Here is a 21,540-nt window from a genome sequence, read left to right as displayed (position 1 = left end):
GACGGTAAACATCGATGCCCTCAAGGGATCAATCCGTTATTTGATCCCAGTTCCGCAGGCCCGGACTTCTTCGCTGCTTCCCCGGGCGAAGACCCTCCGGGCCTTTGGGCTTTGCACAAAGAGCCGAGTGCCGTGTCTGCGCGGTCGCGGCTTAATATTGTTTGTATGCGGGCAATGGCCGACCAAGCCGGTCGCAAGGCGCGATGGTCTCGAAGGGTTCTTGGCGCGGCGTGAAGCCCAGATGTCGGACCTCAACTTCAGCAAGCCTCCAATCGAAGCGCACGCCAGCGTGCCCCTTTGCGAGCCAGACGATCCTGCCTTGCGCTTCGATGAAATGGTTCAGCCGTAGATGAATGAGCGTTCCGCCCTCAAGTTCAAGATGGGGAGCCTCGATCATGCAGCCCCCGGCAGACAGATCGTAAACAAAGACCTCATGTCTGCGCTCACCGACAAAGCATTCGACTTCACGGTCAATGATAAAACGCTCGTGTTCACGCTCGTCCATTGCAATTCCCCCGAATCACCGGGTAATAAATTGACCGACAATAATGAATAAAATGTGATTTTGCGTTCATTTCAATATTCGGGTGAGTTTGCGCAAAGAACTATACCTGAATATGAGGTGATGAACTTAGCTGGAGATTCCGATGTGTCGCAAACGATGCTGGAATCTGATGTGAAGAGTTCGGCGCTGCATGGGCGAGATGCGACATTTCCTCGAATCGCCGGTCGCCTCATGCTGTTGCCCGTGCGTTACTGCGTTGAAGATTGCAGCCGCGATCGCTTCCAATGCGATCCCAAAGCCGCGGCGCCCTGCCATCTGTGCAGATCTCTTGGAACGATGCCCGGGCTTCGGAGCTGCGACATCAATATCCCGATCCCATTTGTGGCAATGGCGGCAGCAATCGGCCAAACCGGTCACGCGGCGCCAACGCCTCGAAAGTCTGGTGTCGCGGCATAAAGCCGAGATACCTGACAGCCGCTTCATGAAGTTTTTGGCCGAAGCGCACTCCAGCGCTCGCCCCAGCTTTCCAGACAATCTGGCCGTTCACCTCGATGAAATGGTTTAGCTTGAGATCGACGATGGTCTCGACCTTGAGCGGAACCCGCAAAGCCTGGATCATACACCCGCCAGAACAAAGGTCGTAGAGCGAAACCTCATGGCGTCTATCATCGACAAAGCATTCAATCTTGCGCTCAACTACAAAGCGTTCGTGTTTGCGTTGGTCCATTGCACATCCCCCGATGTTGCACGAAATGTATGGCAGCGATGGTTAACCAACAGTTAGCTCGCGGTGCGCCAGCTTGATAAGCTACGCTGACAATGACTTCCCTCCTCCAAGGATCATCTGCTGATGGTCCCGCGTGTGATCGTCGCCGCCCGCTGTGGGCTTCGACGAGCATGTAGCGTCGATCCTGGGTGGCGATCTGGCGAAAAGGAGAGGCTTGGATGCAGCCGGGGGTCTTCCCGTATTGGTGCGCGGACGGCCGAAAGCGGTGGTCGAGGGTAACCTGTCCCCGAAAGTGTCCGGCCGCGATGAAGCGTCGTGGCTCCGGCCCAAAGCCACCTATGATGCTGGCAGGAAGAGGCGCGATAAGCCGCTTCCTGTCCGCCGTCTGCCAACGCTCGCGGCGATAGCGCACAACCTCGACAGCAATTTGCGAATCTCTTCATACCCCTTGAAACGGGCGCAGGCCGGAGCGTCAGCCTTGAGCGTTACCACCCGCGTTCCGTAAGTCAGAAGCCCCAGTTGATGCCCATTCGGCCGACAAGGTCGTATCGGTCGATGCCGCTGGCAACGGCGCTGTTCGGAACCCACAGGTCGGCACCTGCGCTAATGGTAAGTCCAGGGAGGCTCTCCGGCGCGGGTTGGCCGGAAAGTAGAAGGCCGGTGCGGAAGAAGCCGAAGGTTTCCTTGCCGCCATCGATACCATCATAGTACTCGTCGGACAGGCCGATCATGAGGGGAATGGCCACGTTGAGGGGCACGCCGGCGATCTCTGCATCGAAGGAAGGTGTCAGCGATGGCTCGATATAGAGCGCGTCCTTTCGCCCCGGGCGCCCAGCCTCTTGCACCAGTCGTAGCGAGGGCGACAGGCTGAAGTTATCCAGCGGCAGACGGTCCCAGGTCCCTGAATCGTCGTATCCTACGATCAATTCGAGATCGTTGTATCCCTCGAAGGAATCGCTGAGCGATTCATAGCGATAGTAGGTGGCAGAGATGTTCCATCTGTCGGCCAGCTGGACGGCGGCGCCGGCATAAAGGTCGGTCTCGAAAAAGCGGTTGAGGCTTCCGGCCGGGCCAGGCGGTACCGACCCGAGCTTGATGCTCGTCCAGGTGCCGGCAAAGACACTGGCATCGGTGACCAGCCCTCCGTTATCATCTACCAGATCCAGCGAAACGGTAACGCTGGGCTGCAGGCTCACCTCTTTTGCAAACATCACGCCGCGCGAGATGTACTCTGTCACCATGTTGGCACCCATGCTGACCGAGATGCGATCGCTCTCTTGCGAGGGCTCGCTATCTGGGAGGACGACTGGTGGGGGCGGATCCGGGCAGGGCGACGGTTCGTTTGCTTGTGCCGCGGTGGGAACGGCCAGGACGGGTGCCAGGGCAGTGGCGCCAAAAAGCAGGTTTCTCATGGTTTCCTCCGCGTTTTGGGCGGGTATGTTTGTAACAACCTGAGGCGGGCCGTGGATGTTCCGAAAAGTCGAATTGTGCGCTTCAGGTCTTTGATTCTTGCGCCATCTCATTTCCGCAAGCGGGTCAATTGAGGCCAGGCAGCCACATGCGCGGAGAAGGCCGGGATGAGCGCGTCGCGATGATGCAATTCTGGTCGGACGAGTTGGACCCGCTTCACGATGGCGCGACGGTGCCCAAGCCAAAGATTGGCACAAGACACTTTCGATAGGCCGCATGAGGTACGAATCCGGAGGAAATCCGCGGTTTCAGGGCCGTGTCCCTGCAGCTACGCCAGCATATATATGCTACTACATATGCCAAGCGCAGTGTATATGCCAAAGCATATTTCGTTTGATCAAAGAGTCGGCCGAATGATATGCAATGGCATATATTTTCTATTCAATATATGCAAAAGCAGATGAATGAGCGCTGGAATTGACGAGATAGCCGCCAGCATTCGCGCGGTACGGAAGACAAAGGCAATGACCCAGAAGGAACTGGGGCAGCGTGTCGGCCTGCCTCAGAGCCATATCTCCAAGATAGAGAAGGGCGCAGTAGATCTCCAACTTTCCAGCCTTGTCGAAATCGCGCGCGCACTCGGCCTTGAGGTCAAGCTTATCCCACGCAAGGCCCTGCCCGCTGTGGAGGGCGCCGTTCGCGCCCACGGTACGCCAGTCGAAACCAGTCGCGCTCTGAACCTGCTCAATGAGCAAGCGCAGCTTGCCGAACGCATCAAGGGTAGCTTTCCCGAGCTCTCGCAGGTTGAAGGATATCAGAACGCGATCCGGAACATTCCCAGGCTGCAATTCGATGCTGCCCAACTGAAGGCTCTGGACGAAGCCTTGCAACCTGCAAAACGTCTCAAATCCCTGATCGATGCGCCGGGAAGTGCGGCCAGACTGGCAAAGCAGCTTGAGGAAGCAACTTCGTCACTCAGGCACTTCCGCAAGATTCAAGTGCGTACCCCATTCATAGAGACACAGCGTCAGCTTCCCGCATACCGACTGGAGGAGGATGACGAATGATCGACGCAGCCGCGCTCGACATACTCTTGCATGACCGCCGGATCGGAACGCTCGCGCGTCTCGATGGAGATCGCAGCATCTTCACCTTCGACGATGCCTACCTCGCAGACGAGGATCGCCCAGTTCTCTCGCTCGCCTACCGTGACCCCTATGGCGGCATCGTCAATACGCCGCGTGCCTATCAGACCCGGATCGAGCCATTCTTCTCCAACCTTCTGCCCGAAGGCACCTTGCGCGACTATCTTGCGCGCCGCGCTGGCGTCAAAGCGGTGCGCGAGTACCCGCTACTCACTCAACTTGGCGGGGACTTGCCGGGAGCGGTCCAGGCCGTTCCCGTCGATGCACAAGATGGGCTGTCCGACGATGTTGAGGATGGTAGCATTGCAGGGCAGGCCAGGCATGCCCTTCGCTTCTCACTCGCGGGCGTCCAACTCAAATTCTCGGCATTGAAGAACAAGGGCAAGAATGCCGGCCTCACCATTCCGGTGAACGGCACAGGCGGCGACTGGATCGTCAAACTGCCCTCAGCCAGACATCCCGACGTTCCCGAGAACGAATTCGCGGCCATGAACCTGGCTTCCAAACTCGGGATCGATGTCCCTGATATCGATCTCGTGCCGCTCGATACGATTGAAGGATTGCCCGATGGGATCACCCGATACGGGGCGTCGGCCTACGCCATACGCCGCTTCGATCGGAGCGAGGAAGGTGCAATCCACGTCGAGGACTTTGCCCAGGTCTATGGCGTGTACGCCGACGACAAGTACGAGAACGCCAGCTATCGCCAAATCCTGTCGGTGCTCGCGATCGAGACAGACGAAGCCAGCGCCGTCGAGTTTGTCCGCCGTCTCACCTATTCCGTGCTGATCGGCAATGGCGACATGCATTTGAAGAACTGGTCGCTGATCTATCCCGACCGGCGCCGACCAATCCTCGCCCCCGCCTACGACCTCCTGTCGACGGTCGCTTATATCCCCGGGGAGGATTCCGCTCTCAAATTCCATCGCTCGCGCGAATGGGAGTCGTTCACCTACCGCGAACTGGAAACGATCGCGGACAAGGCGCGGCTGCCCTCGTACCTCGTCATCTCGACAGTCAAAGAGACCGTCGAGCAATTTGACGCGCTTTGGGATCAGGAAAAGGCGCATCTACCTTTTTCAGGAGAAGTCGCGGCGGCAATCGACAAGCATCGAAAGTGCCTTGCGGTCTAGGTATGCGCTCCCCGGCGGACAAAGCGATGGTCATTTTCATCATCGGCGTACCGATATTGCGCTTTGCACGAATTGGTCCCGGCGGTGGGTAGTCAGTCATTCAGGCGCCGACTTACTGTACCCCGGGGCGGACCGGTCTCTTCCCCGCAATCCTGTCGCTTGCCGGTTTTTCCAGGCGCGATGTCACATTCGATGCCCTTCGCTCGTCATGCATGATGCCGCCATCCCGGCTCGACGAAAGAAGGAAGATCAGATGAAGCGCTTGAATTGGTCCGAACTAGCCCCCGCAGGGGCCAAGGCACTTTACGGCGTGCACCATTACATTACCGATGGCACAGCCCTTCCGGAAGAGCTGATTCACCTCGTCTTCCTGAGGGTTTCACAGATAAACGGGTGCGCACACTGTATCGATCTGCACACCCGCGATCTTCTCAAGACCATGCCGGTCGACAAGGTCGCGCTGCTTCCGGTGTGGAGCGAGGTCCCACATCTGTTCCCCGACCAGTATCGCGCAGCGCTCGCATGGGCGGAGGAAGTCACGCGCGTGAGCGAGACACATGCTTCCGACGAGGCCTATGCCGCGGCAGCTGAAGCCTTCGAGCCGAAAGACCTGGTCGACCTGACGATCGCCATTGCAGCGATGAATGCTTTCAACAGGCTGGGCGCACCGTTCCGCCTTCCGGTTGCGGCCTGGCCCTGAGGTGTGAGCACTGCTCTTTTGGCGTTGCGGTCCAGTATCCGGTTCACCCGCATGCTATCTGCGCCGTGCGACACAAGAGGGCTTTTTTCCCTCAGGAAGCCCGGCTCTATTTCTTACGCTCGTCCGGCTTCGATCGGGCGGGCGTTCCTTTTGGGTAGGTCAAATCGTTTGGAGGCCGCAATTGAAATGGCTGGCTTCGGGCGCGGACAAATCAAGACATTGGCGGCCGACCTGGCCGCGCAGCCGCCCGGCACGTTCAGTGCAGATGTTTGAGTTTGTCCGGATTGCGCATGACGTAGATGGCGACGATCCTTTCCCCCTGGATTTCCAGCGCCGTGGTCTGCAGCTCACCGTCGGCTTCCCTTGTGATGAAGCCGGGAAGACCGTTGATCATCCGTGTGCCGACCAGCTGCGATCCCTGCTTGCGAAACAGCACGGCCAGCGCCTTGTGCAACTGCAGAACCGGGCGGCTGCCGAAGATCGGCCGCACTGCGGCCGGGCGTTTCCCGCCGCCATCCGAATGCATGGCAACATCGCTGGCGAGCATCGATCCGAGCGCGGCCATGTCGCCGCTACGCGATGCTTCGAAGAAAGCCTGCGCGATGGCGAGGCCGCGCTGTTTCTCCAGTGTAAAACGGGGCCGCTCCTCCCGCACATGCGCGCGGGCCCGCGCCGCGAGCTGGCGGCAGGCAGCGACATCGCGGCCGATCGTAGTAGCGACATCCTCGAACGCAGCGCCAAATACATCGTGCAGGAGGAAAGCGGCTCGCTCCAGTGGTGACAACCGTTCGAGCGCAAGCATAAGCGGAAGGGTGACATCCTCCTCTCCCTCCTCGTCCAGCACCGGGTCGGGCAGCCAGGGGCCGATATAGCTCTCGCGGCGATGCCGGGCAGACTTGAGGTGATCGAGGCACAGCCGTGTTACTGTCGTGCGCAAGAACGCTTCAGGTTCCCGGATCGCAGTACGGTCAATGCGCAGCCAGCGGATGAAGGCTTCCTGCACAACGTCCTCCGCATCGGCGACAGAGCCGAGCATGCGATAGGCTACGCGTATCAGCCTTGGGCGGAGCGGGCCGAATGCTTCCAATGCGGCAGATGAAGGCTGCATGACCATCACTCGTTCACCGTGCATGGCATGGCTGCCTCTCCGCCTCGCTTCTTCCAAACACCTGATCCTGGAGCATTGCCTCGGCTCCCTCCAGCAGCGCCTGGCCAGCTTGAACCGGGTTCACGAGGCCATCAAGGTAGATGAAGCGCACATCGGTCATGCCTAGCGTGGAAAGCACGTCGGTGAGATAGCCGGTCATATGGTCGGGTTGCCCTCCATGCCGGCCGGTGATCGGGCCGCCGGCAGTCACGACCACCAGCACCGGCCTGTTTCCCAGCAGCCCGGACTTCACGCCTCCTACGGTCGCGAAGCTGCGGCCATGGCGAAGGACCAGATCGATCCATAGCTTGAGGCAGGCTGGAACCGTATAATTGTGCATGGGGGCGGCGATGGTGATGAAGGCCGCATCCTCCACTTCACGGATGAGCGCTTCGGATAGCTCGAAGGCTGAGTGATCATCCGGCTGCCGCGCCAGCACCGCATCGGAGTAAGCCGGCGAAATCACGGCACGCGGAAGCGCGGACAGATCGCGCTCCACAATCGCCAATGACGGATCGCCCGCCCTGAGGTTGGCGGCCGCGCGCGCCGCCAGTTTTGCGCCGCGCGAAGCAGCGCCGTAAGGACTGGCAAGGATGGAAAGAATGGAAGCCATTAGTTTGCTCCTGCCTTCAGGCGAGACCGGCGCGGTCGAGGCCGAAGGCCTTGTCCGCCGATCCGGGAACGGAGCGAAAGGCGATGGAGGCGCGGTTCCAGGCGTTGATGACCATGATCATGTAGGTGAGGTCGACCAGTTCCCGCTCCGAGAAGTGCTCCCGCGCTTGTGCATAGACAGCGTCCGGCACGCCTTGCGGCGAAAGGCGCGTCACGGCTTCAGTCCACTCCAGCGCCGCGCGTTCCCGATCGGTGAACAAGGTCGATTCCCGCCAGATTGCGACATGATGTAGCCGCAGCGGGCGCTCCCCATGAAGAGTCGCTTCCTTGATGTGCATGTCTACGCAGAACGCGCAGCCATTGAGCTGCGAGGCGCGAATTTCGGCGAGGGAGAGAATGTCTCTTTCTACAGCCCCCTTCTTTACCGCCAGAGTGAGCTCCGTGAGCTTGGCGGTGAGTTCGGGATGCTGCCTAAGGTGGTCCAGACGCTGCGACATGACTTGCTCCTGTGATAGTGATGCAAGCCTTGACGACGCTGCACCCCGGGATGTGACATCGGCCGCGATTTTTTTGGCCGGACGGAGCTAATCGTCACGTTTCGGGCTGTGTTCGCCGCCGCGGGAAGCAAAGCTATGCATCACTGAAATCGACAGCAAACGGCCATATCCAGACATCAGTCTATGCTCAGGGCATGGCCCTCAGCCTTCTCCAGGGTTTGATGATCTTGCACATGTCGCGCTCACCTAATTTGTAGCGCGACACAGCCCAGAGTCGCCAGTCGACATGGGCAGCCGGACAAAATGATGGCCATTTTCACCCCCGGCGTACCGATATTGGGCTTTGTCTAGATTGGCCTCGGCGGTGGGTAGGCTTTTGAAGATCTGTGGAACAGGATCGATGCGGGTTATGAACGGATCGTGGGCCACTTCCATGGCTGAATTAAGCGCCGACCGCTTCACTCCCCGGCGCCCACTGTTCTCGACTCTCCCGACATTAAACCGCGTTGACCCGGCGCGCGCTTGAGCGCACCGTCGAGGTCATGGCAATGCTGTTCCTGATCGGCCTGTTCGCGTTGATCGGATTCTCGGTCTGGTTGGTCTTGCGCAAGTAGCAAAGTCCTTCAGCCTGTTGCATACGCCGATGCGAGTCTTCCCGGTGGCATTCTTCGGAGCCCCCGTTCCCGGGCTGACTCGACCAGACCCGGGAAGACCCGGCCATTGTGCCGGGTCTTCTTTATCCGGCGATCAACCGCAAACCTACATCTGCGGTCGACATGCCTTGCCATCGTATTGATGCCGATTGAGCACGTAGGCCTTGCCGTTCCAGCGCTCGACCGGGAAGCAGAAACCCGGACCATCGATCTCGATATCAGGCCAGCCCCCGACACCCTTCGTTGCCAGGAAATTCGGAATGCCGGTGCCGCCGGTTATGTTCTTCCAGGTACCGTCGGCCTGTTTGCTCACGATTGTGTAACCGGTGCCCGTCATGCCGAAGCAATAAGTGCCGCCCTCGGTGATCACGGCTTCGGGGCGGCCATCTCCATTAAGGTCGCGGACGGACACAATTTGCCCCGGCGAGTAGCTGGGCGTTCCCGGATCGCCGCAGGCTGACCACTTACCGGCCGCGAACTTGAAACCGGCCGCACGAAACGCGGCAGCGCGATCTTTCGGAGTGAGAGTAGATTGGGCCAGGACCGGCGAGGCGACAAAGATCGAGAGTGCAACAAGAGCAAGGCGAATCCGCATGCGAACCTCCGTCATCGAAGCCCGGCCTTCATAGCATGGCGTTCGAACTGAGCGGAAGCGAATCGAGCTTCAAAGTGCGCGACGTCAGAAGCCACCAAGACGGTGGCAAATGTGCCCTGTGCCGGCCGGAAGCTCACCTTTCCGATTGTCGGGCGGTGAAGATCGGCGCATGTTCGCGGACGCGGGGACCGCCTTTCCGGCAACAATCCGCCCCGCACTAGCGTTGCTGTGATCCAGCTACTGGAGGCGAATATGGCCAGTCAGTGCGTTGCATTTCGTGATTCAAAAGGTGGTCTCCACGCCGGTCTCGAAGAGGCGACCCTCAAGGACCTTGCTGCGGTGCTCGGCCGCGTCGGTGACGAAGGCGGGATGACTGCCGGCGTTGCCAAGCTCGTCTTTGACAAGCGCCAGGAAATCGAACGTATCCTTGCCGAGCATGACCGACTGGTCGACATGGTACCGCCCACGGGGAACGTAGAGCGGCTCCACGTGCTTTGACTTTGCCCGGGCCGCTTCTGCGTCACCCTGCAGACGAGCGAATGTTCCTTGATGTGCGGCCTGGCGCTCTTTGCCGCGGCGACAGATACCGGGCCGCCGCATCCAACGTCAGCAAAGCCTCGGATCTGTTCATTCGTCCAGCCTGCTCTTCGCGGTCGACGATCCGACACAATGTGCGCGGCTCTATACCATTCCTGTTGCGCATCGCCTCGAACAACGCGAAGCTTTGGCGGTCCGCAGATAGCAGATTGCGCAGGGCGTGAACATCTTCGCCCATTCGTTCGAGATGATTGATCGCGATCCCCATGATCACGTCATAGGCATGCAACAAGGCAACCATGCTCTCTTCGTCGAGGGTGCCGTTCACCAGACTCCAGATCCGATCGCGCGCCGCCGCTGGATTGAGCCTGGGCGAGCTGATGATGCCGCGGATTATTGATCCGATACGACGGTCCATTTCGAACCTCCTGCTTCAAAGCTGACATGTTAACCGGTTCGCCAAGACGCCGAGATTAAGCTTTGTTCACAGACCTTCGCATGTGCGAATTTCACCTGGTCGGACGAGCATAAGCGAGTTTTGAAATGGAGAGCAATTCACTAAAAAGGGCCGCTCCTACGGGAGCAGGAGCGGCCCTTTGACCGTCCTTACACAATCATCGCCAGGTCTGTTCCGCCGCGGGCAGAGCGACGTCTCCAGGCCATTCACGGGTGCTCTGTCGTGTAAGGCTGGTGGGTCTTCGATAGCGATACTGCGGCTGCGAGATTCGGGCCATCATCCGATGGCATACTATGCTTGCGGGGTAGACGGGCTTCAAGGGGCGCGATGCAGCACTTTAACTTGGCGCTACCCCCGATTGTGTGCCGCAGGGTCGTTCTTAACGAACTGATGTCTTCATGCGCTTCGTAGGTAATCCTCGAACGGTCATCAACTTCGGGATCGTCTCGTTCGAATGTCATTAGGACGCCACCACGGCACCACGTCCGCATCGTTCGGCGCTGAGTCTGCGAAGTATCGAAACATTTGAAAAGACCCGAAAGAATCAGTCCGCCACAGGCAAGGGAGATTGATCGGGCACATGGAAGCATTGCTACTTTCTTTGCGCGAAGAAGCGGTGCTCCAGGCGCTGACCGAGAAGGTCCTGAAATCCAGCGAGATTGAAGGGGAGGTGCTGGATAGGGAGCAAGTGCGCTCATCCGTTGCTCGCCGCCTCGGGATGGAGATCAGTGGATTGGTCGAAGCCGATCGCGATGTCGAAGGCGTCGTGGAAATGATGCTGGATGCGACTCAGAATTACGGTCGACCTCTGACAGCTGAGTGCCTTTTCGACTGGCATGCGACCTTATTCCCGACGGGGCGAAGCGGGATGAACCCAGATTACGGTGGGTGCTTGGCGGGATAATGAAGGTGGTCCCATGCAGGTCTTCTTCGGGCCGAATGGCCGTGAGCGGGCTTACTGCCAAGCTCCAGCGTCAAACCTACTGGATCGGGAAATGTCCCGTTTCCTCGCGTGGTTCGGGACGGCGATGCTCGACCCGGTCCTGAAGGCCGGGGTTGCGCACTTGTGGTTCGTAACAATCTATCCATTCGATGATGGGAACGGGCGCATTGCGCGTGCAATCGCTGATCTTGCGTTGGCACGTGCGGAAGGCACAGTACAACGCTTCTGTCGCATGTCAGCTCAGATCCGTGCCGAGCGGAAGGCTTAGTATGACATGCTGGAAACGACGCAAAGTGGCGGGCTGGAGAAGGATTCTGCCGGGGGACGCCGCACTGGTTATTTGCCCGTAGATAGAGTCCAAAATCCCTGACCGTGGCGCCCGAAGTAGCCCGGGTTAAGTACACAAATGTGAATCCTGGTCGATCGGTTGATGGCGTGAGAAATTCGGCGCCTGATCGACCGACAAGGGGTAGGAGACTGCCATTCCTCCATTTTTTGCCGCGCGAGAACAGGGCTTTAGTTCCTCTTGCCAATGTTGATTGCCTCGAATAGAGCGCTCCTGCCTCTCAAATTCAGGGAGGCAATGATCGCGTTGGTGCCCCCGAAAGGGAGCTTAAAAGGGAACGCGGTGAGAGGGGCCTGCCCCTCGAATCCGAGGCTGTCCCTGCAACTGTAAGCGGCGAGTGCGATGCACATTCGCGGCGGGCCAACCGGCTCTGCCGCAGCCACTGGGCCGGACGCAAATTTCTGCGGGGCCTGGGAAGGCCGTGCATCGTGCGATGACCCGCAAGCCAGGAGACCTGCCAGCGTCCGGTCGCTCTTGCCCTGGTCCAGGGGATGGCCGAGGCACGGTGAAATCCGTCTGAGCGACGCATGTGCGGCGAGGGCCGCATCGACCCAAGCGGCGGCGCCCGGGGCGTCGTGTCGTTGCGCGGGTCGACCGTTCGCGCGGACGCCCTCGCCAGACGTCGATGACGCCGGACAGGGTTAAGTTTTTACATGACGACTTCCAAGTTTGTGCTGTGCGCAGCGCGCGGTATTGCCGTATTTTCCTTCCCCGTGCTTTCTTCGACCGCGCTCGCCGACGAGGCCGATCCTGCAAACACCATCCTGGTGACAGGGCTGCGGGCGGAGACCAGCCTCGATACCAGAAGCAGCGGCAGCCGACTGGGCCTGACGGTGTTTGAGACACCGGCCAGCGTCGAAGTGCTCGGCGGCGACGCGATTCGGGCGCGGGGCGATCTGTCCATCCAGGAGGCGGTCAGCCGTGCCACCGGTCTGACTTTTCAGGGCACACCGGGCAACGGTAACACGGCAATGGCGGCGCGCGGGTTCTCAGGGCAGGGCTCGGTGCAACTGCTGGTGGACGGCACGCGCCTCTTCGTGGCCTCAGGTACGCTGACTTTCCCGGTAGATCCTTGGACGGTCGATCGCATCGACGTGCTGCGCGGGCCGAGTTCGGTCATTTCGGGCGAAGGCGCGATCGGGGGAGCGATCAATGTCATCATGAAAAAACCGGTGACCGACCGCACCGTGGCGCGTGCGCGCGTGGCCTATGGTTCGGACAATGCGATACAAATCGCCGGCGATGCGGCCGGCCCGATCGGCGGGGGGCTGTCCTATCGTCTGGCCGCCAGTTCCACTCGTTCCGATGGCTGGCTCGCTCGCAATAGCGACAACCGCAACCTCGCCATTTCCGGTGCACTGCGCTGGGATGCCAGCCCGACGCTAAGCTTCACGCTGGCCTCCGACTATGGCGACGTCGATATTCTGCCCTATTTCGGCGCGCCGCTGAACGAGGGCAAGTTCGACAAGCGCTTTCGTTTCATCAATTTCAACATCGCGGGCAGCAAAGACCATTTCCGTGACAGCTGGACGCGCCTGACGGCCGAGTGGCATGCGTCGGACGCGATTTCGCTGCGCAACTCGGTCTACTACCTCAGTTCGAACCGCGACTGGCTCAATGCCGAGAGCTATCGTTTCTCCGCCGCTACCGGGCTGGTGACGCGCGGTGACTACCTCAACATCATGCACCGACAGGATCAGATCGGCGATCGCGGGGATCTCACTGTCCGCACGCCGCTGGGCGGCGGCGTTGAGAACACCCTGCTGGTCGGCTTCGATCTTAACCGCGTCAAATTCCGCCATCTCAACAACTCGCCTTACGGCGGCAGTTCCATCGTCGATCCATTCGACTTTGAGCCCGGCGGCTTTATCACCACGGTGCCCACGACCCTGGGCTTCCGCACCTTGACCACGCAGCACTCGGTGTTCATGGAAGACCAGCTCAAGCTGAACGGATCTGTATCGCTGGTGGGCGGTTTCCGGCAGGACTGGTACGACCTGCAGCGTATCGACGCACGGATTCCGGTGAACGGCTTTCGGCGCAACTACCACAGTACCTCGGGCCGTTTCGGCGTAGTGCTGAATCCGACGGTCGATACCGCGCTCTATGGCTCCTTCACGGTGGGCACCGACCCGATCAGCACGCTCGTCACCACGTCCAATGTGCAGAAAGACTTCGGGCTCTCACCCGCGAGGCAGTTCGAGGTGGGCGTAAAGCAGCGTCTTCTCGAGGGACGTGGCTCGGCCTCGATCGCGCTTTTCGATATCGAGAAGCGGCGCCTGCTCACTCCCGATCCGGAAAACCGCCTGATTACCCAGCAGGTCGGCAAGCGCACGTCGCAAGGCGTCGAAGCGACGCTGGCGCTGCAGCTGACCGATGCATTCGGGATCGAGGCCAATGGAACCGTCCTGAAGGCGCGGTTCAAGGATTTCGGCGAAATCGTGAATGGGGTCGTCATCGACCGGGCCGGAAACACGCCGCCGGGGATACCGACGAAGACCGCCAACATCTCCGCCAACTGGCGCGTCGCCGAACCCCTGCAGGCCCGCGTCTCGGCCCGCTTCGTCGCGCCGCGCTGGACCGACAACGCGAATACCCTGCGCGTGCCCGGCTACGAAGTGGTCGATCTCGGCCTGCGATGGACAATCAGCGACACGCTGGCAATCGACGGACGGGTGAGCAATGCCTTCGATAAGGTGTACTCGATCGGCAGCAATTCGTCGCAATGGCTGCTCGCAGCGCCCCGGCGCTTCGACGTTCGCCTCGACATGAGCCTTTAGTCGCCATGACGCGCCCGGCTCTGGTGAAGGCTGGCCTGCGGTGGCTTTACTTGCTCCATCGCTGGTTGGGCATCGCTGCCTGCCTGCTGTTCCTGCTGTGGTTCCTGTCGGGCCTGGTCATGATGTACGTGCCCTATCCGTCGCTGACCGACGCGGAACGACTGGCAGGAATGGCCCCGATCGACTGGAGCCGGGTCAGGGTCGGTCCGACCGAAGCCCTGCGCCGGGCAGGGGAGCACAGCTTTCCCTCCGAGCTGCGCCTCGACATGGCGGCGGGAGAGCCAGCCTGGCGCATTCGCGGCGAGAATCGGCGCACTGCAATCTCGGCTGTCGATGGCCGGCGCCTCTCTGCTTCCGATGCCGCTGCCGCGATCACGGTCGCGCGACGCTTCGCAGGCGGGACGCCGGTCAGCGATGTCGAGCGAAGCCATGACGACCAGTGGACGGTCGCACAAGGGTTCAACTGGGCGCGGCCGCTCTGGAAGGTCTCGCTGGCAGACGGGCGCGGCACGCAGGTTTACATTTCCTCCACGACGGCGGAGCCGGTCCAGAACAGCGATGCGCGCGAGAGGGCATGGAACTGGGTGGGGTCGGTGCCGCACTGGCTCTATCTCACCGCGGTCAGGCGCAACGGCTCTTTCTGGCGACAGGTTGTGCTATGGACCTCCGGCCCGGCGGTGGTCGTGGGTGTCACCGGCCTGTGGATCGGCATCCTGCGGCTGCGTCTGCGGCGGCGCTACCGGAGCCGCGCCATCACGCCCTATCGTGGCTGGATGAAGTGGCATCACCTGAGCGGGCTGATCGGAGGGCTCTGCGCAGTGACCTGGATGTTCAGTGGCTGGCTCTCGGTCAATCCATTCGACTGGTTCGCGCGGGACGGTCCTGTCGGCAGCGCCGCCCTCTATGCGGCGCACGATGGAGCGGACTTTCCCGCACTGGATGCCGCCGGGCTTGCCGTGCGCGGACCGCAGGCGCGCGAAGCGCGGTTCGCCTGGGTCGGTGGGCGCCCGGTCGTCAGCCTCGTGGCGCGCGAGGGGCGCCCAATAATCGCTACCCCCAACGGTGACGCGCTGCGCTTCACACAAGCAGAGCTAATAACCAATGCTCGGCGGATCGTGCCCGACCTGCCCGTTCGACGGGTCATGGTCCTCACTGAGCCGGACCTATACTGGTATGCGCACGGCCGGGAACGGCCCCTGCCGGTGATCCGCGTCATCTTCGGCGATCCTGATCGGACATGGGCTACCATCGAACCACGCAGCGGCGCGCTGCTGGCTTTGCAGAACGCAAACGGGCGCAACTATCGCTGGTTGTTCAATGCGTTGCATAGCTTCGACTTGCCGCTTCTTCTCGCGAATCGCATTGTGCGTGATCCGCTGATGTGGCTGTTTTCAGCGCTTGGCGTAGTTATGTCGATTTCGGGCGTGGTGATTGGATGGCGACAGCTCGTGCGATACCATCGTCGTCAAGTCGCGAGACATGGGTTAACGCCGAAGCGTGCGTAAGTCAGATCGCAAATAGTAGCCTTAGCAGACTCAGCTTGCGATATCTGACGCTCTGGAAGCGCCCAATCCTGCGTGGTCGGTGCAACTAGCCGTAGCGCCGTGACAACCCATAGTGCCATCGTGGGCTATTATAGCACTCGATCCGCAGCCTGGTCTTCTCGTGGGCTTATGAACCGATCCCGCGCATTTCTCGCGATCCCAATGTGTAGCGGGGCAAGGCCGCAAGTCGTCAGTCCGCATGGGCAGACGGACAAAACGATGGTCGTTTTCATCATTGGCGTACCGATATTGGGCTTTGCACGGATTGGTCCCGGCGGTGGGTAGGCACGATCCTGCGCAGATGCGCCTTCAGCTTGCGGCGAGCGTGCTCACTCAGCGCGCGCAGCCCCAGGACTTGCCGCGCGGCCTCCTGATAATCACCGCAGTCGGCCCGGGCGCTGTTATGACCCTGTAATTCAGAGATTATAGGCGTGGCGCAGTCGATCGATCACGACCTCTCTTGTCATCGCGACGCCAAACTGCTTCGGCGTGAAATCGTCCTGTTCGCCAAGAGCGTCGATGAACGCTTGCATATCGGCCTTGATCGTTTCGGACAGGTCATACGCCGCCTCCGCGCTCAGGAGCTGCAACAGACGCGCCACATCGTTGCGGTGCTTCTTCACGTCTCTGTCGTCGACTTTCTCGCCCTCCGCACGACGGCGGCTGAGATCAACCCAGGCACGCGCCTTGAAGGGAATAAGGCCGGCTTCGTCGAGAACCGGCACGCCGTCCAGCGACCGCCCCATCGTCTTGAGAAACGCATAATAGTCGGCGTCGAGCAGGATGGCCGACAGGCTCGCAGCTTCCTCGGCGATCGGGATCGGCGTGAGCTGGCTACCGGGCGCCAGCTCAAATCCTTCCGGCGCATTGGAGAACAGCTCCAACATCGCCGGGTAGCCCTCGGTTGACGGTTTGGCGAACCGGTAGAGAATCCGTTCGCCTTCGCTCCGCTGCCGGATCTCGTATCCGCCCGCCTCGACAAAGGCCATGAACGTCTCGGAGAATGCCGGGTCGAGCGCCTCGACGATGAGGACAATATCGAGATCCTTGGTAGCGCGGAAATCGAGACCGGCCTCCTCCATGATCAGCTCGCATGCGGCTCCGCCGATCAGCACATATTGGTGCTCATGGCCGGAAAAGTGCGCGCGAAAGCGGTCGACGCCAGCTACCATCCAAAGGGCTCCAAAAGGTGATCGGCTGCCTGCGCGACTCGTTCGTCGGCGTCATGCCGTGCGCTCAGATAGAGCGAAAGTCGGTCGGCAACCTCATTGTCGCTGAGGACTTTAGGATCATAGGCCCATGTCTGGACCTCGATCCGGTGTTCGTCATAGGCCCAGGCAGGTTCCAATCCGTGATGCCGCGCCATCCGCTTCCATGCGGCGGCCGGCGCCGCCCTGCATTCAATTCGCGGTTCGTTGAGCATCGTATATCGGGCAAGGGCGCTTTCGCCCGCCAACACCGCCTCGTTCAGGGGCAGATCGCCCGTGACATAACGAGTCTTGCGCACCGGCGATTGCAAGCGCCCCTCGACCGCGCGCCAAAGGTCGCCGCCACCAAAGCGAAGACTGAGGCGACGTTGGCGGCCGACGCGGTGCGGCCGCGCCAGTTCGAGCGCTTCCAGTTCATCGAACGCCCGGCTCATGCTCATGATCGCGACTTGGTAGCGCTCGGAGAGCTGGGTCAGGCTGGCATCGTTCACATCGTGCCCAAGCAGGGCGGCCAGAATTACGACCTGAGTGGTGGGAGACACCCGCTCGGACGACGGTCCCGGTTCGCTGGAATAGGTTTCGCGCAGGTCGACAAACGCTTCGGGCACATAGAATTGTGCGCCCGGCGAGATGAACGCGACGCGCTTCTCCACGAGGCGCCGACGCAATGCCGCCGGTACAGCTTCGAGCAACAGCACGAACAGGCGGGCATCGATATGGCGTCGCATCTGGTCCCGATGCTTCAGGAACTCGTCAACACCGCCTATTCCGCCGCTTTGCGGAACGATGAACACGGTCGGACTGTCGAGCAGTTCCCCGCGCCACAAGGCATAGCGATCATACAAGAAGTGCGGGAGCCCGAGCGGCTTAATGGGATCGAGATGGAGGTGCGCACCGAAAGCTTCGCGCGCATAAGTTTCCGATGCGTTCGCCAGCGCGCGTAATCGCAGGTCAGGAAATTCATCTAACATCGCACCGTTTATCTAACATCAGCGGTGTTAAATATCAACTTCAATGTTAAATAGCATGGTTCCCGCTTCTTCGGCAGCGATCCGCTGCTCTATTTCCTGGGCTTCGGACACGCCTACCGCGCACATATTCGCTGCCCGTGCCAAAGCCGCGGCTTTGGACCTGTTGATCGACAAAAGCCTTGAGCGCGTCGGGAAGCGAAATGTTCATCGTCGCCATAGGCCGCTTCTTCCACCCATGGCAAAATTTGCCAAATTGGCTGCTTGACCGTCACGACATCGGAACAAGCCGTTGGCCTGTTCGGGCCGCCTCCGTCGTTTGTACGGCAATGAAGCGCGCTAGTGGAATCTCGCTCAGAGGTCGTTCCGAAGCCATCTCACGAGCGACGAGCGCCATTTCGATCCAGTCCGAGCCGTTGCCGTCACCTCGCTGTGCAAATGCACTCCAAGCGATGACGCTGGCCCAATAGGCCCGCTTCGGTTCCAGCACCTTCTCGATAATTGCGGCGATCCGGTCTTCGATCTTGCGCTTGCCTTTGATCGCTGCGGCGACATCGTCGCCATTCTCAAACCAGGAATCGATCTGAGGGTTGGTCGCCAGCCACCGGCCTGAAGCGCGCACTGCCCTCTTCACCGCCTTGGCATCGGTTTCCGCAGCGTCGGCCTCCGCGAGCATCGAGGCAATGAGATCTTCCACCGATAGAAAAGTGGGCGCGACATCGGAGAGCCCCATAAGCGTGATCGCCTGAACGAGGCCAAATGGGGTCGGCGAGTTAGCCGGACCGTCTGCCATTGCGCTGCTCAGGATCATGGCCGTATCCTCAGCCGTCGCTTCATGGACCGACATCTCGGATGCAATATGGTCAAGCATGTCTTCGATCTCAGGCCTGCTCAGCGAGTGCACTACCCAAGCGTCCCGCACACCATGACCCTGCTTGACCAAAATCGAAACCAGCGCGTTCTTCCTGCCCTGCTTGATCGATGCGAATATGCTTTGGGCTCCCGCCCCATCGCGCTCGGATAGCAGAAGTTCCCTGACCTGAATTGCGGGGCGCTTCTCCGGCACCGAGTCGACAGCTCGTGCGGCTCTAATGATCGCGTCGATTGCACGGCGCCGATCTTCTGGGACCCAGTTTCGGATCAGCATGAGGTTGGTAACCGACGATGCCGGTATGAGCCCTCGTTTCGCGGTCTCTTTCATCATGGAGGCTAACGGCAAGGTGATCGCGGGTTCTGCAAGAAGCCAACCGATAGCGGCCTCGCGCAGACTGGAATCGTCAGCGAGGACGAAACCTTCCAACAGACTGAGTTGCAGCTCGGCAGGCATGGCGGCCGTCAACTCGGCGAACTGGCTGTGGATCAGGAAAGGGTCGCCCTCACAGGCTGTCACCAAGTCCTTCAACATTTCGTCGATATCTGCCGTCGGGAGATTCTGTTGGTCGGCTCCGGTCTGGATCATTGCGTGATCCATTGCGCTGCGTATGTCTTCCCCCACGTCGATCCCAGCCCGTGAAAACGCCGAGACAAGCGCCACCGCTGCTGTCGGCACGAGCTTGCCGGCACGCATCTGCTGAGCGATCGCGGCCCTGACATTCTCCATGGCCATGCCCGCATGGCCGTTGCCGGCTTCGCTGCGCTGCCGTAGCTGCTCAAGAGCCTGACCAAGCATGAACGAATATGCCTGATGCATCGTGGCGTCAGGCCGCTTCTTGCGCCCTTCGGCAGCGGTGAGGTTGACGATCAGGATTAAGGCTTCGGGTTGAGCTGCCAGCATCTCTCCGACGCTGTGGGCCCCGGGCGACAGTTCGCCCGAGCGGATATCATCCCGAACCATGCGTGCAATCTGTTGGATGGCGGCACGTGGCGTCACGATTGATGTTCCTTTCTTGGACAGCCATTACGTAGCCGGTACAAATACCGGCTGCACAGCGAGAATCCCATCGTGCAGTCGCGCAATATTGTAGCACTCGATCCGCTGCCGAGCCTCCGAACTTTTGAGGCTTTAGCTTCCTCCTGGGTTTGAGAACTGACCTTGCGCTTTTCTCGCCCATCCAGTTCTCAGCGCGACACGGCCGTAGCTCGCCAGTTCGCGTGGTCGTCCGAACAAAGCGCTGGTCATTTTTATCGATGGCTTGCAGATATGGCGCATTGTACAGATTGGCTACCGGCGGTGGCTAACTTTGGCAGGTCGGCGCAGGATTCTCTGGGCTTACTTGCCGATCGCGCAGCCATTTGACTGATTCTTAAGATATTGAGCCTAAGCCGTTTCCATGGCTTGGCGAGAGAACATCCCGGCGCGCGTTTGTGGCACTGTGCTGGCCGCATCTGCGATCTTCGCAACCCCTGCAATCGCAGGCGAAAGCGCATCGGGCGGGTTCAGGATCTCGCTCAATGTTCCGGTAGTCTGCGACCTCGATGCCCAGCCTTTCGAACTCGATGCCAGCGGGCAGCACTTCGTTGGGCAAGTGCAGGAATTCTGCAATTCGAACCGCGGCTTCCAGGTCTTTGCAAGCCATCGTATGCTGGCACAAGATGAAAGCATATCGGTAGACTACGGCGGAAGCCGCAGCACTCTCGATCTCACGGGCATGTCTCCGGTAGCATTCCGGTCCGGTGCCCGTTTCGGTTATGTGCCGGTTTCTATCGAAGCCACGAACCTGCGCGCTCCAATCGCGCTCGAATTCGGGCTTACAGCCATTTGACCTGCGCGGCCTAGCTGGCCGTCACTGTTACCAGAACCCTGTCGGAGTAATCGCCCGCTCGCGCCGTGAATGGCTCGACAGTCACTTCGAGCGGATGCAGGTCGCCCAGCGAATCCGTACGCGTACCGAAATGGACAGCCTGGCCGCCTTTCACATCGACGAGGCTACCGTCCATGCGCAGCTTGTATGGAATGGCATCGCCAAGACTATCATGCGCCAGCTTGCCCATGTGGTCTGACTGGAAAGTCACCGAATAGGGCGATGTACTCCAGATCCGAACACCGAAGGGGTCGGACACGTTCACCGCCTGGGGATCGAGTGTACCCAGATTGATCCCCGCGATCTCATTGTTGCCGGTAACGCCAACAATGCGCAGTTCAACCGAAGGCGGCACGTCGATCACGATGTTGAGGATCATGGTATCGAAGACGGTTCCGTCCGTACCGATCAACGAGAGCAGTAATTGCTCCTGGCGGGTGCCGGCGGCCATGCCCCATTCTCCGGGGACTGTCAGCACGAAGGGCAGGGCCCGCCCGTTTGTGCCGCCGGAAATGCCGGGTACATATACGTCGCTGCTGGTCGTGCCTGGGCTGGTTTCCGTAGGCAGAATGTCGAAGACCGAACCGCCCGAGCGCAGAATGAAGGCGAGGTCCGACGAGGGCGAGGTGCTCAATCGGGCGACACGCAAGGCCGCGCCGCACTGCCCGTTCCCATCATTGCGAAGGCGAACCTGAAAATTTTCGGAAGTCGGCGCGTTAGTGCCGATCTCGAGGCCCGTGACCGTAACGCTCTGCGAGGACTGCACGAATTCCGGCGAACAGGTTTGCCCCTGGCCTTGTCCCTGACCGGCCAGGGCCGGTGTGGCTGTCGCAGCGCTCAAGCCGATGGCCGTTCCGATAGCGAGGAGGGATGATAGAATGCGCATGCCTGT

General features: G+C 60.3%; 21 protein-coding genes and 1 riboswitch. Of the genes, 9 read left to right on the top strand and 12 right to left on the bottom strand.

Annotated features, from left to right (window positions below; genetic code table 11):
* Nucleotides 1–151: 151 nt before the first annotated feature.
* The 3 genes from J3474_RS07795 to J3474_RS07785 all read right to left on the bottom strand — a co-directional run bounded on the left by J3474_RS07795 (nt 152) and on the right by J3474_RS07785 (nt 2,485).
* Entirely contained in the window at nt 152–505 is a 354-nt protein-coding gene (locus tag J3474_RS07795; protein ID WP_207093686.1) for a PilZ domain-containing protein, read from the bottom strand.
* Nucleotides 506–866: 361 nt separating this feature from the next.
* Nucleotides 867–1,232 (bottom strand): PilZ domain-containing protein, encoded by a 366-nt coding sequence (locus J3474_RS07790; protein ID WP_207093685.1) that lies wholly within the window; start codon nt 1,230–1,232, stop codon nt 867–869.
* A gap of 506 nt (nt 1,233–1,738) precedes the next feature.
* Nucleotides 1,739–2,485, bottom strand: a complete 747-nt coding sequence (locus J3474_RS07785; protein WP_242528249.1) for a hypothetical protein — start codon at nt 2,483–2,485, stop codon at nt 1,739–1,741.
* A 681-nt stretch (nt 2,486–3,166) separates the two neighbouring features.
* On the opposite strand from J3474_RS07785, the gene J3474_RS07780 reads away from it, so the two are divergent.
* The 3 genes from J3474_RS07780 to J3474_RS07770 all read left to right on the top strand — a co-directional run bounded on the left by J3474_RS07780 (nt 3,167) and on the right by J3474_RS07770 (nt 5,620).
* Nucleotides 3,167–3,709 (top strand): helix-turn-helix domain-containing protein, encoded by a 543-nt coding sequence (locus J3474_RS07780; protein WP_242528248.1) that lies wholly within the window; start codon nt 3,167–3,169, stop codon nt 3,707–3,709.
* Nucleotides 3,706–4,920, top strand: coding sequence for a type II toxin-antitoxin system HipA family toxin (locus tag J3474_RS07775; protein ID WP_207093682.1), 1,215 nt, complete (start codon nt 3,706–3,708; stop codon nt 4,918–4,920). Before J3474_RS07780 ends, J3474_RS07775 begins: the two co-directional genes overlap by 4 nt.
* 253 nt (nt 4,921–5,173) lie before the next feature.
* Nucleotides 5,174–5,620 (top strand): carboxymuconolactone decarboxylase family protein, encoded by a 447-nt coding sequence (locus J3474_RS07770; RefSeq protein ID WP_207093681.1) that lies wholly within the window; start codon nt 5,174–5,176, stop codon nt 5,618–5,620.
* A 256-nt stretch (nt 5,621–5,876) separates the two neighbouring features.
* Here the strand turns inward: J3474_RS07770 and J3474_RS07765 are convergent, their stop codons facing one another.
* The 4 genes from J3474_RS07765 to J3474_RS07750 form a co-directional block, all read right to left on the bottom strand.
* Nucleotides 5,877–6,752, bottom strand: coding sequence for a sigma-70 family RNA polymerase sigma factor (locus J3474_RS07765; protein WP_376706516.1), 876 nt, complete (start codon nt 6,750–6,752; stop codon nt 5,877–5,879).
* Nucleotides 6,742–7,380, bottom strand: coding sequence for an FMN-dependent NADH-azoreductase (locus J3474_RS07760; protein WP_207093680.1), 639 nt, complete (start codon nt 7,378–7,380; stop codon nt 6,742–6,744). Before J3474_RS07760 ends, J3474_RS07765 begins: the two co-directional genes overlap by 11 nt.
* A 16-nt stretch (nt 7,381–7,396) precedes the next feature.
* On the bottom strand, nt 7,397–7,876 hold the full coding sequence (locus J3474_RS07755) for a carboxymuconolactone decarboxylase family protein (RefSeq protein ID WP_013831418.1): 480 nt from the start codon (nt 7,874–7,876) through the stop codon (nt 7,397–7,399).
* Nucleotides 7,877–8,635: 759 nt separating this feature from the next.
* Nucleotides 8,636–9,124 (bottom strand): hypothetical protein, encoded by a 489-nt coding sequence (locus J3474_RS07750; protein WP_207093679.1) that lies wholly within the window; start codon nt 9,122–9,124, stop codon nt 8,636–8,638.
* A gap of 252 nt (nt 9,125–9,376) precedes the next feature.
* On the opposite strand from J3474_RS07750, the gene J3474_RS07745 reads away from it, so the two are divergent.
* Complete coding sequence (locus J3474_RS07745) at nt 9,377–9,622, top strand: hypothetical protein (RefSeq protein WP_207093678.1); 246 nt, start codon at nt 9,377–9,379, stop codon at nt 9,620–9,622.
* A 22-nt stretch (nt 9,623–9,644) separates the two neighbouring features.
* Here the strand turns inward: J3474_RS07745 and J3474_RS07740 are convergent, their stop codons facing one another.
* The gene (locus J3474_RS07740) at nt 9,645–10,079 is read right to left on the bottom strand and encodes a hypothetical protein (RefSeq protein ID WP_207093677.1); all 435 of its coding nucleotides are present in this window, start codon (nt 10,077–10,079) and stop codon (nt 9,645–9,647) included.
* A 619-nt stretch (nt 10,080–10,698) separates the two neighbouring features.
* Between J3474_RS07740 and J3474_RS22620 the strand changes: the two genes are divergently transcribed.
* The 4 genes from J3474_RS22620 to J3474_RS07725 all read left to right on the top strand — a co-directional run bounded on the left by J3474_RS22620 (nt 10,699) and on the right by J3474_RS07725 (nt 15,692).
* Nucleotides 10,699–11,022: a DUF4172 domain-containing protein gene (locus J3474_RS22620; protein WP_242528247.1), complete on the top strand. Its 324-nt coding sequence runs from the start codon at nt 10,699–10,701 to the stop codon at nt 11,020–11,022.
* 13 nt (nt 11,023–11,035) lie between these two features.
* The gene (locus J3474_RS22615) at nt 11,036–11,329 is read left to right on the top strand and encodes a Fic family protein (RefSeq protein ID WP_242528246.1); all 294 of its coding nucleotides are present in this window, start codon (nt 11,036–11,038) and stop codon (nt 11,327–11,329) included.
* Between the two features lie 308 nt (nt 11,330–11,637).
* Nucleotides 11,638–11,884, top strand: a riboswitch (cobalamin riboswitch).
* Nucleotides 11,885–12,120: 236 nt separating this feature from the next.
* The gene (locus J3474_RS07730) at nt 12,121–14,187 is read left to right on the top strand and encodes a TonB-dependent siderophore receptor (RefSeq protein ID WP_207093676.1); all 2,067 of its coding nucleotides are present in this window, start codon (nt 12,121–12,123) and stop codon (nt 14,185–14,187) included.
* 5 nt (nt 14,188–14,192) lie between these two features.
* Nucleotides 14,193–15,692 (top strand): PepSY domain-containing protein, encoded by a 1,500-nt coding sequence (locus J3474_RS07725; RefSeq protein WP_207093675.1) that lies wholly within the window; start codon nt 14,193–14,195, stop codon nt 15,690–15,692.
* Between the two features lie 455 nt (nt 15,693–16,147).
* Here J3474_RS07725 and J3474_RS07720 read toward each other — a convergent pair whose 3' ends face one another.
* From J3474_RS07720 to J3474_RS07710, 3 genes are all read right to left on the bottom strand, one after another.
* On the bottom strand, nt 16,148–16,903 hold the full coding sequence (locus J3474_RS07720) for a hypothetical protein (protein ID WP_207093674.1): 756 nt from the start codon (nt 16,901–16,903) through the stop codon (nt 16,148–16,150).
* Nucleotides 16,897–17,733: a hypothetical protein gene (locus tag J3474_RS07715; protein WP_232512208.1), complete on the bottom strand. Its 837-nt coding sequence runs from the start codon at nt 17,731–17,733 to the stop codon at nt 16,897–16,899. Before J3474_RS07715 ends, J3474_RS07720 begins: the two co-directional genes overlap by 7 nt.
* A 445-nt stretch (nt 17,734–18,178) precedes the next feature.
* Nucleotides 18,179–19,777, bottom strand: a complete 1,599-nt coding sequence (locus J3474_RS07710; RefSeq protein WP_207093673.1) for a hypothetical protein — start codon at nt 19,775–19,777, stop codon at nt 18,179–18,181.
* Between the two features lie 400 nt (nt 19,778–20,177).
* Here J3474_RS07710 and J3474_RS07705 point away from each other — a divergent pair, with 400 nt between their 5' ends.
* Nucleotides 20,178–20,609 carry a hypothetical protein gene (locus J3474_RS07705; protein WP_207093672.1) on the top strand — a complete coding sequence of 144 codons (432 nt, stop codon included), beginning with the start codon at nt 20,178–20,180 and terminating at the stop codon, nt 20,607–20,609.
* Between the two features lie 10 nt (nt 20,610–20,619).
* On the opposite strand, the gene J3474_RS07700 is transcribed toward J3474_RS07705, so the two are convergent.
* On the bottom strand, nt 20,620–21,534 hold the full coding sequence (locus J3474_RS07700; RefSeq protein WP_207093671.1) for a hypothetical protein: 915 nt from the start codon (nt 21,532–21,534) through the stop codon (nt 20,620–20,622).
* Nucleotides 21,535–21,540: the final 6 nt, after the last annotated feature.

Origin of the sequence: Novosphingobium sp. PY1 (assembly GCF_017312445.1) — a bacterium.
Taxonomy (GTDB): domain Bacteria; phylum Pseudomonadota; class Alphaproteobacteria; order Sphingomonadales; family Sphingomonadaceae; genus Novosphingobium.
This window is presented reverse-complemented; position numbering and strand designations above follow the sequence as displayed.

Excerpts from the sequence above, each read along its gene's own strand:
- J3474_RS07750 (WP_207093679.1), bottom strand. The coding sequence starts at position 9,124 with ATGCGGATTCGCCTTGCTCTTGTTGCACTCTCGATCTTTGTCGCCTCG.
- J3474_RS07780 (WP_242528248.1), top strand. The coding sequence starts at position 3,167 with ATGACCCAGAAGGAACTGGGGCAGCGTGTCGGCCTGCCTCAGAGCCAT.
- J3474_RS22620 (WP_242528247.1), top strand. The coding sequence starts at position 10,699 with ATGGAAGCATTGCTACTTTCTTTGCGCGAAGAAGCGGTGCTCCAGGCG.
- J3474_RS22615 (WP_242528246.1), top strand. The coding sequence starts at position 11,036 with ATGCAGGTCTTCTTCGGGCCGAATGGCCGTGAGCGGGCTTACTGCCAA.
- J3474_RS07770 (WP_207093681.1), top strand. The coding sequence starts at position 5,174 with ATGAAGCGCTTGAATTGGTCCGAACTAGCCCCCGCAGGGGCCAAGGCA.
- J3474_RS07760 (WP_207093680.1), bottom strand. The coding sequence starts at position 7,380 with ATGGCTTCCATTCTTTCCATCCTTGCCAGTCCTTACGGCGCTGCTTCG.
- J3474_RS07795 (WP_207093686.1), bottom strand. The coding sequence starts at position 505 with ATGGACGAGCGTGAACACGAGCGTTTTATCATTGACCGTGAAGTCGAA.
- J3474_RS07705 (WP_207093672.1), top strand. The coding sequence starts at position 20,178 with ATGGCTTGGCGAGAGAACATCCCGGCGCGCGTTTGTGGCACTGTGCTG.
- J3474_RS07785 (WP_242528249.1), bottom strand. The coding sequence starts at position 2,485 with ATGGGTGCCAACATGGTGACAGAGTACATCTCGCGCGGCGTGATGTTT.
- J3474_RS07740 (WP_207093677.1), bottom strand. The coding sequence starts at position 10,079 with ATGGACCGTCGTATCGGATCAATAATCCGCGGCATCATCAGCTCGCCC.
- J3474_RS07775 (WP_207093682.1), top strand. The coding sequence starts at position 3,706 with ATGATCGACGCAGCCGCGCTCGACATACTCTTGCATGACCGCCGGATC.
- J3474_RS07700 (WP_207093671.1), bottom strand. The coding sequence starts at position 21,534 with ATGCGCATTCTATCATCCCTCCTCGCTATCGGAACGGCCATCGGCTTG.
- J3474_RS07765 (WP_376706516.1), bottom strand. The coding sequence starts at position 6,752 with ATGCACGGTGAACGAGTGATGGTCATGCAGCCTTCATCTGCCGCATTG.
- J3474_RS07720 (WP_207093674.1), bottom strand. The coding sequence starts at position 16,903 with ATGGTAGCTGGCGTCGACCGCTTTCGCGCGCACTTTTCCGGCCATGAG.
- J3474_RS07745 (WP_207093678.1), top strand. The coding sequence starts at position 9,377 with ATGGCCAGTCAGTGCGTTGCATTTCGTGATTCAAAAGGTGGTCTCCAC.
- J3474_RS07790 (WP_207093685.1), bottom strand. The coding sequence starts at position 1,232 with ATGGACCAACGCAAACACGAACGCTTTGTAGTTGAGCGCAAGATTGAA.
- J3474_RS07725 (WP_207093675.1), top strand. The coding sequence starts at position 14,193 with ATGACGCGCCCGGCTCTGGTGAAGGCTGGCCTGCGGTGGCTTTACTTG.
- J3474_RS07755 (WP_013831418.1), bottom strand. The coding sequence starts at position 7,876 with ATGTCGCAGCGTCTGGACCACCTTAGGCAGCATCCCGAACTCACCGCC.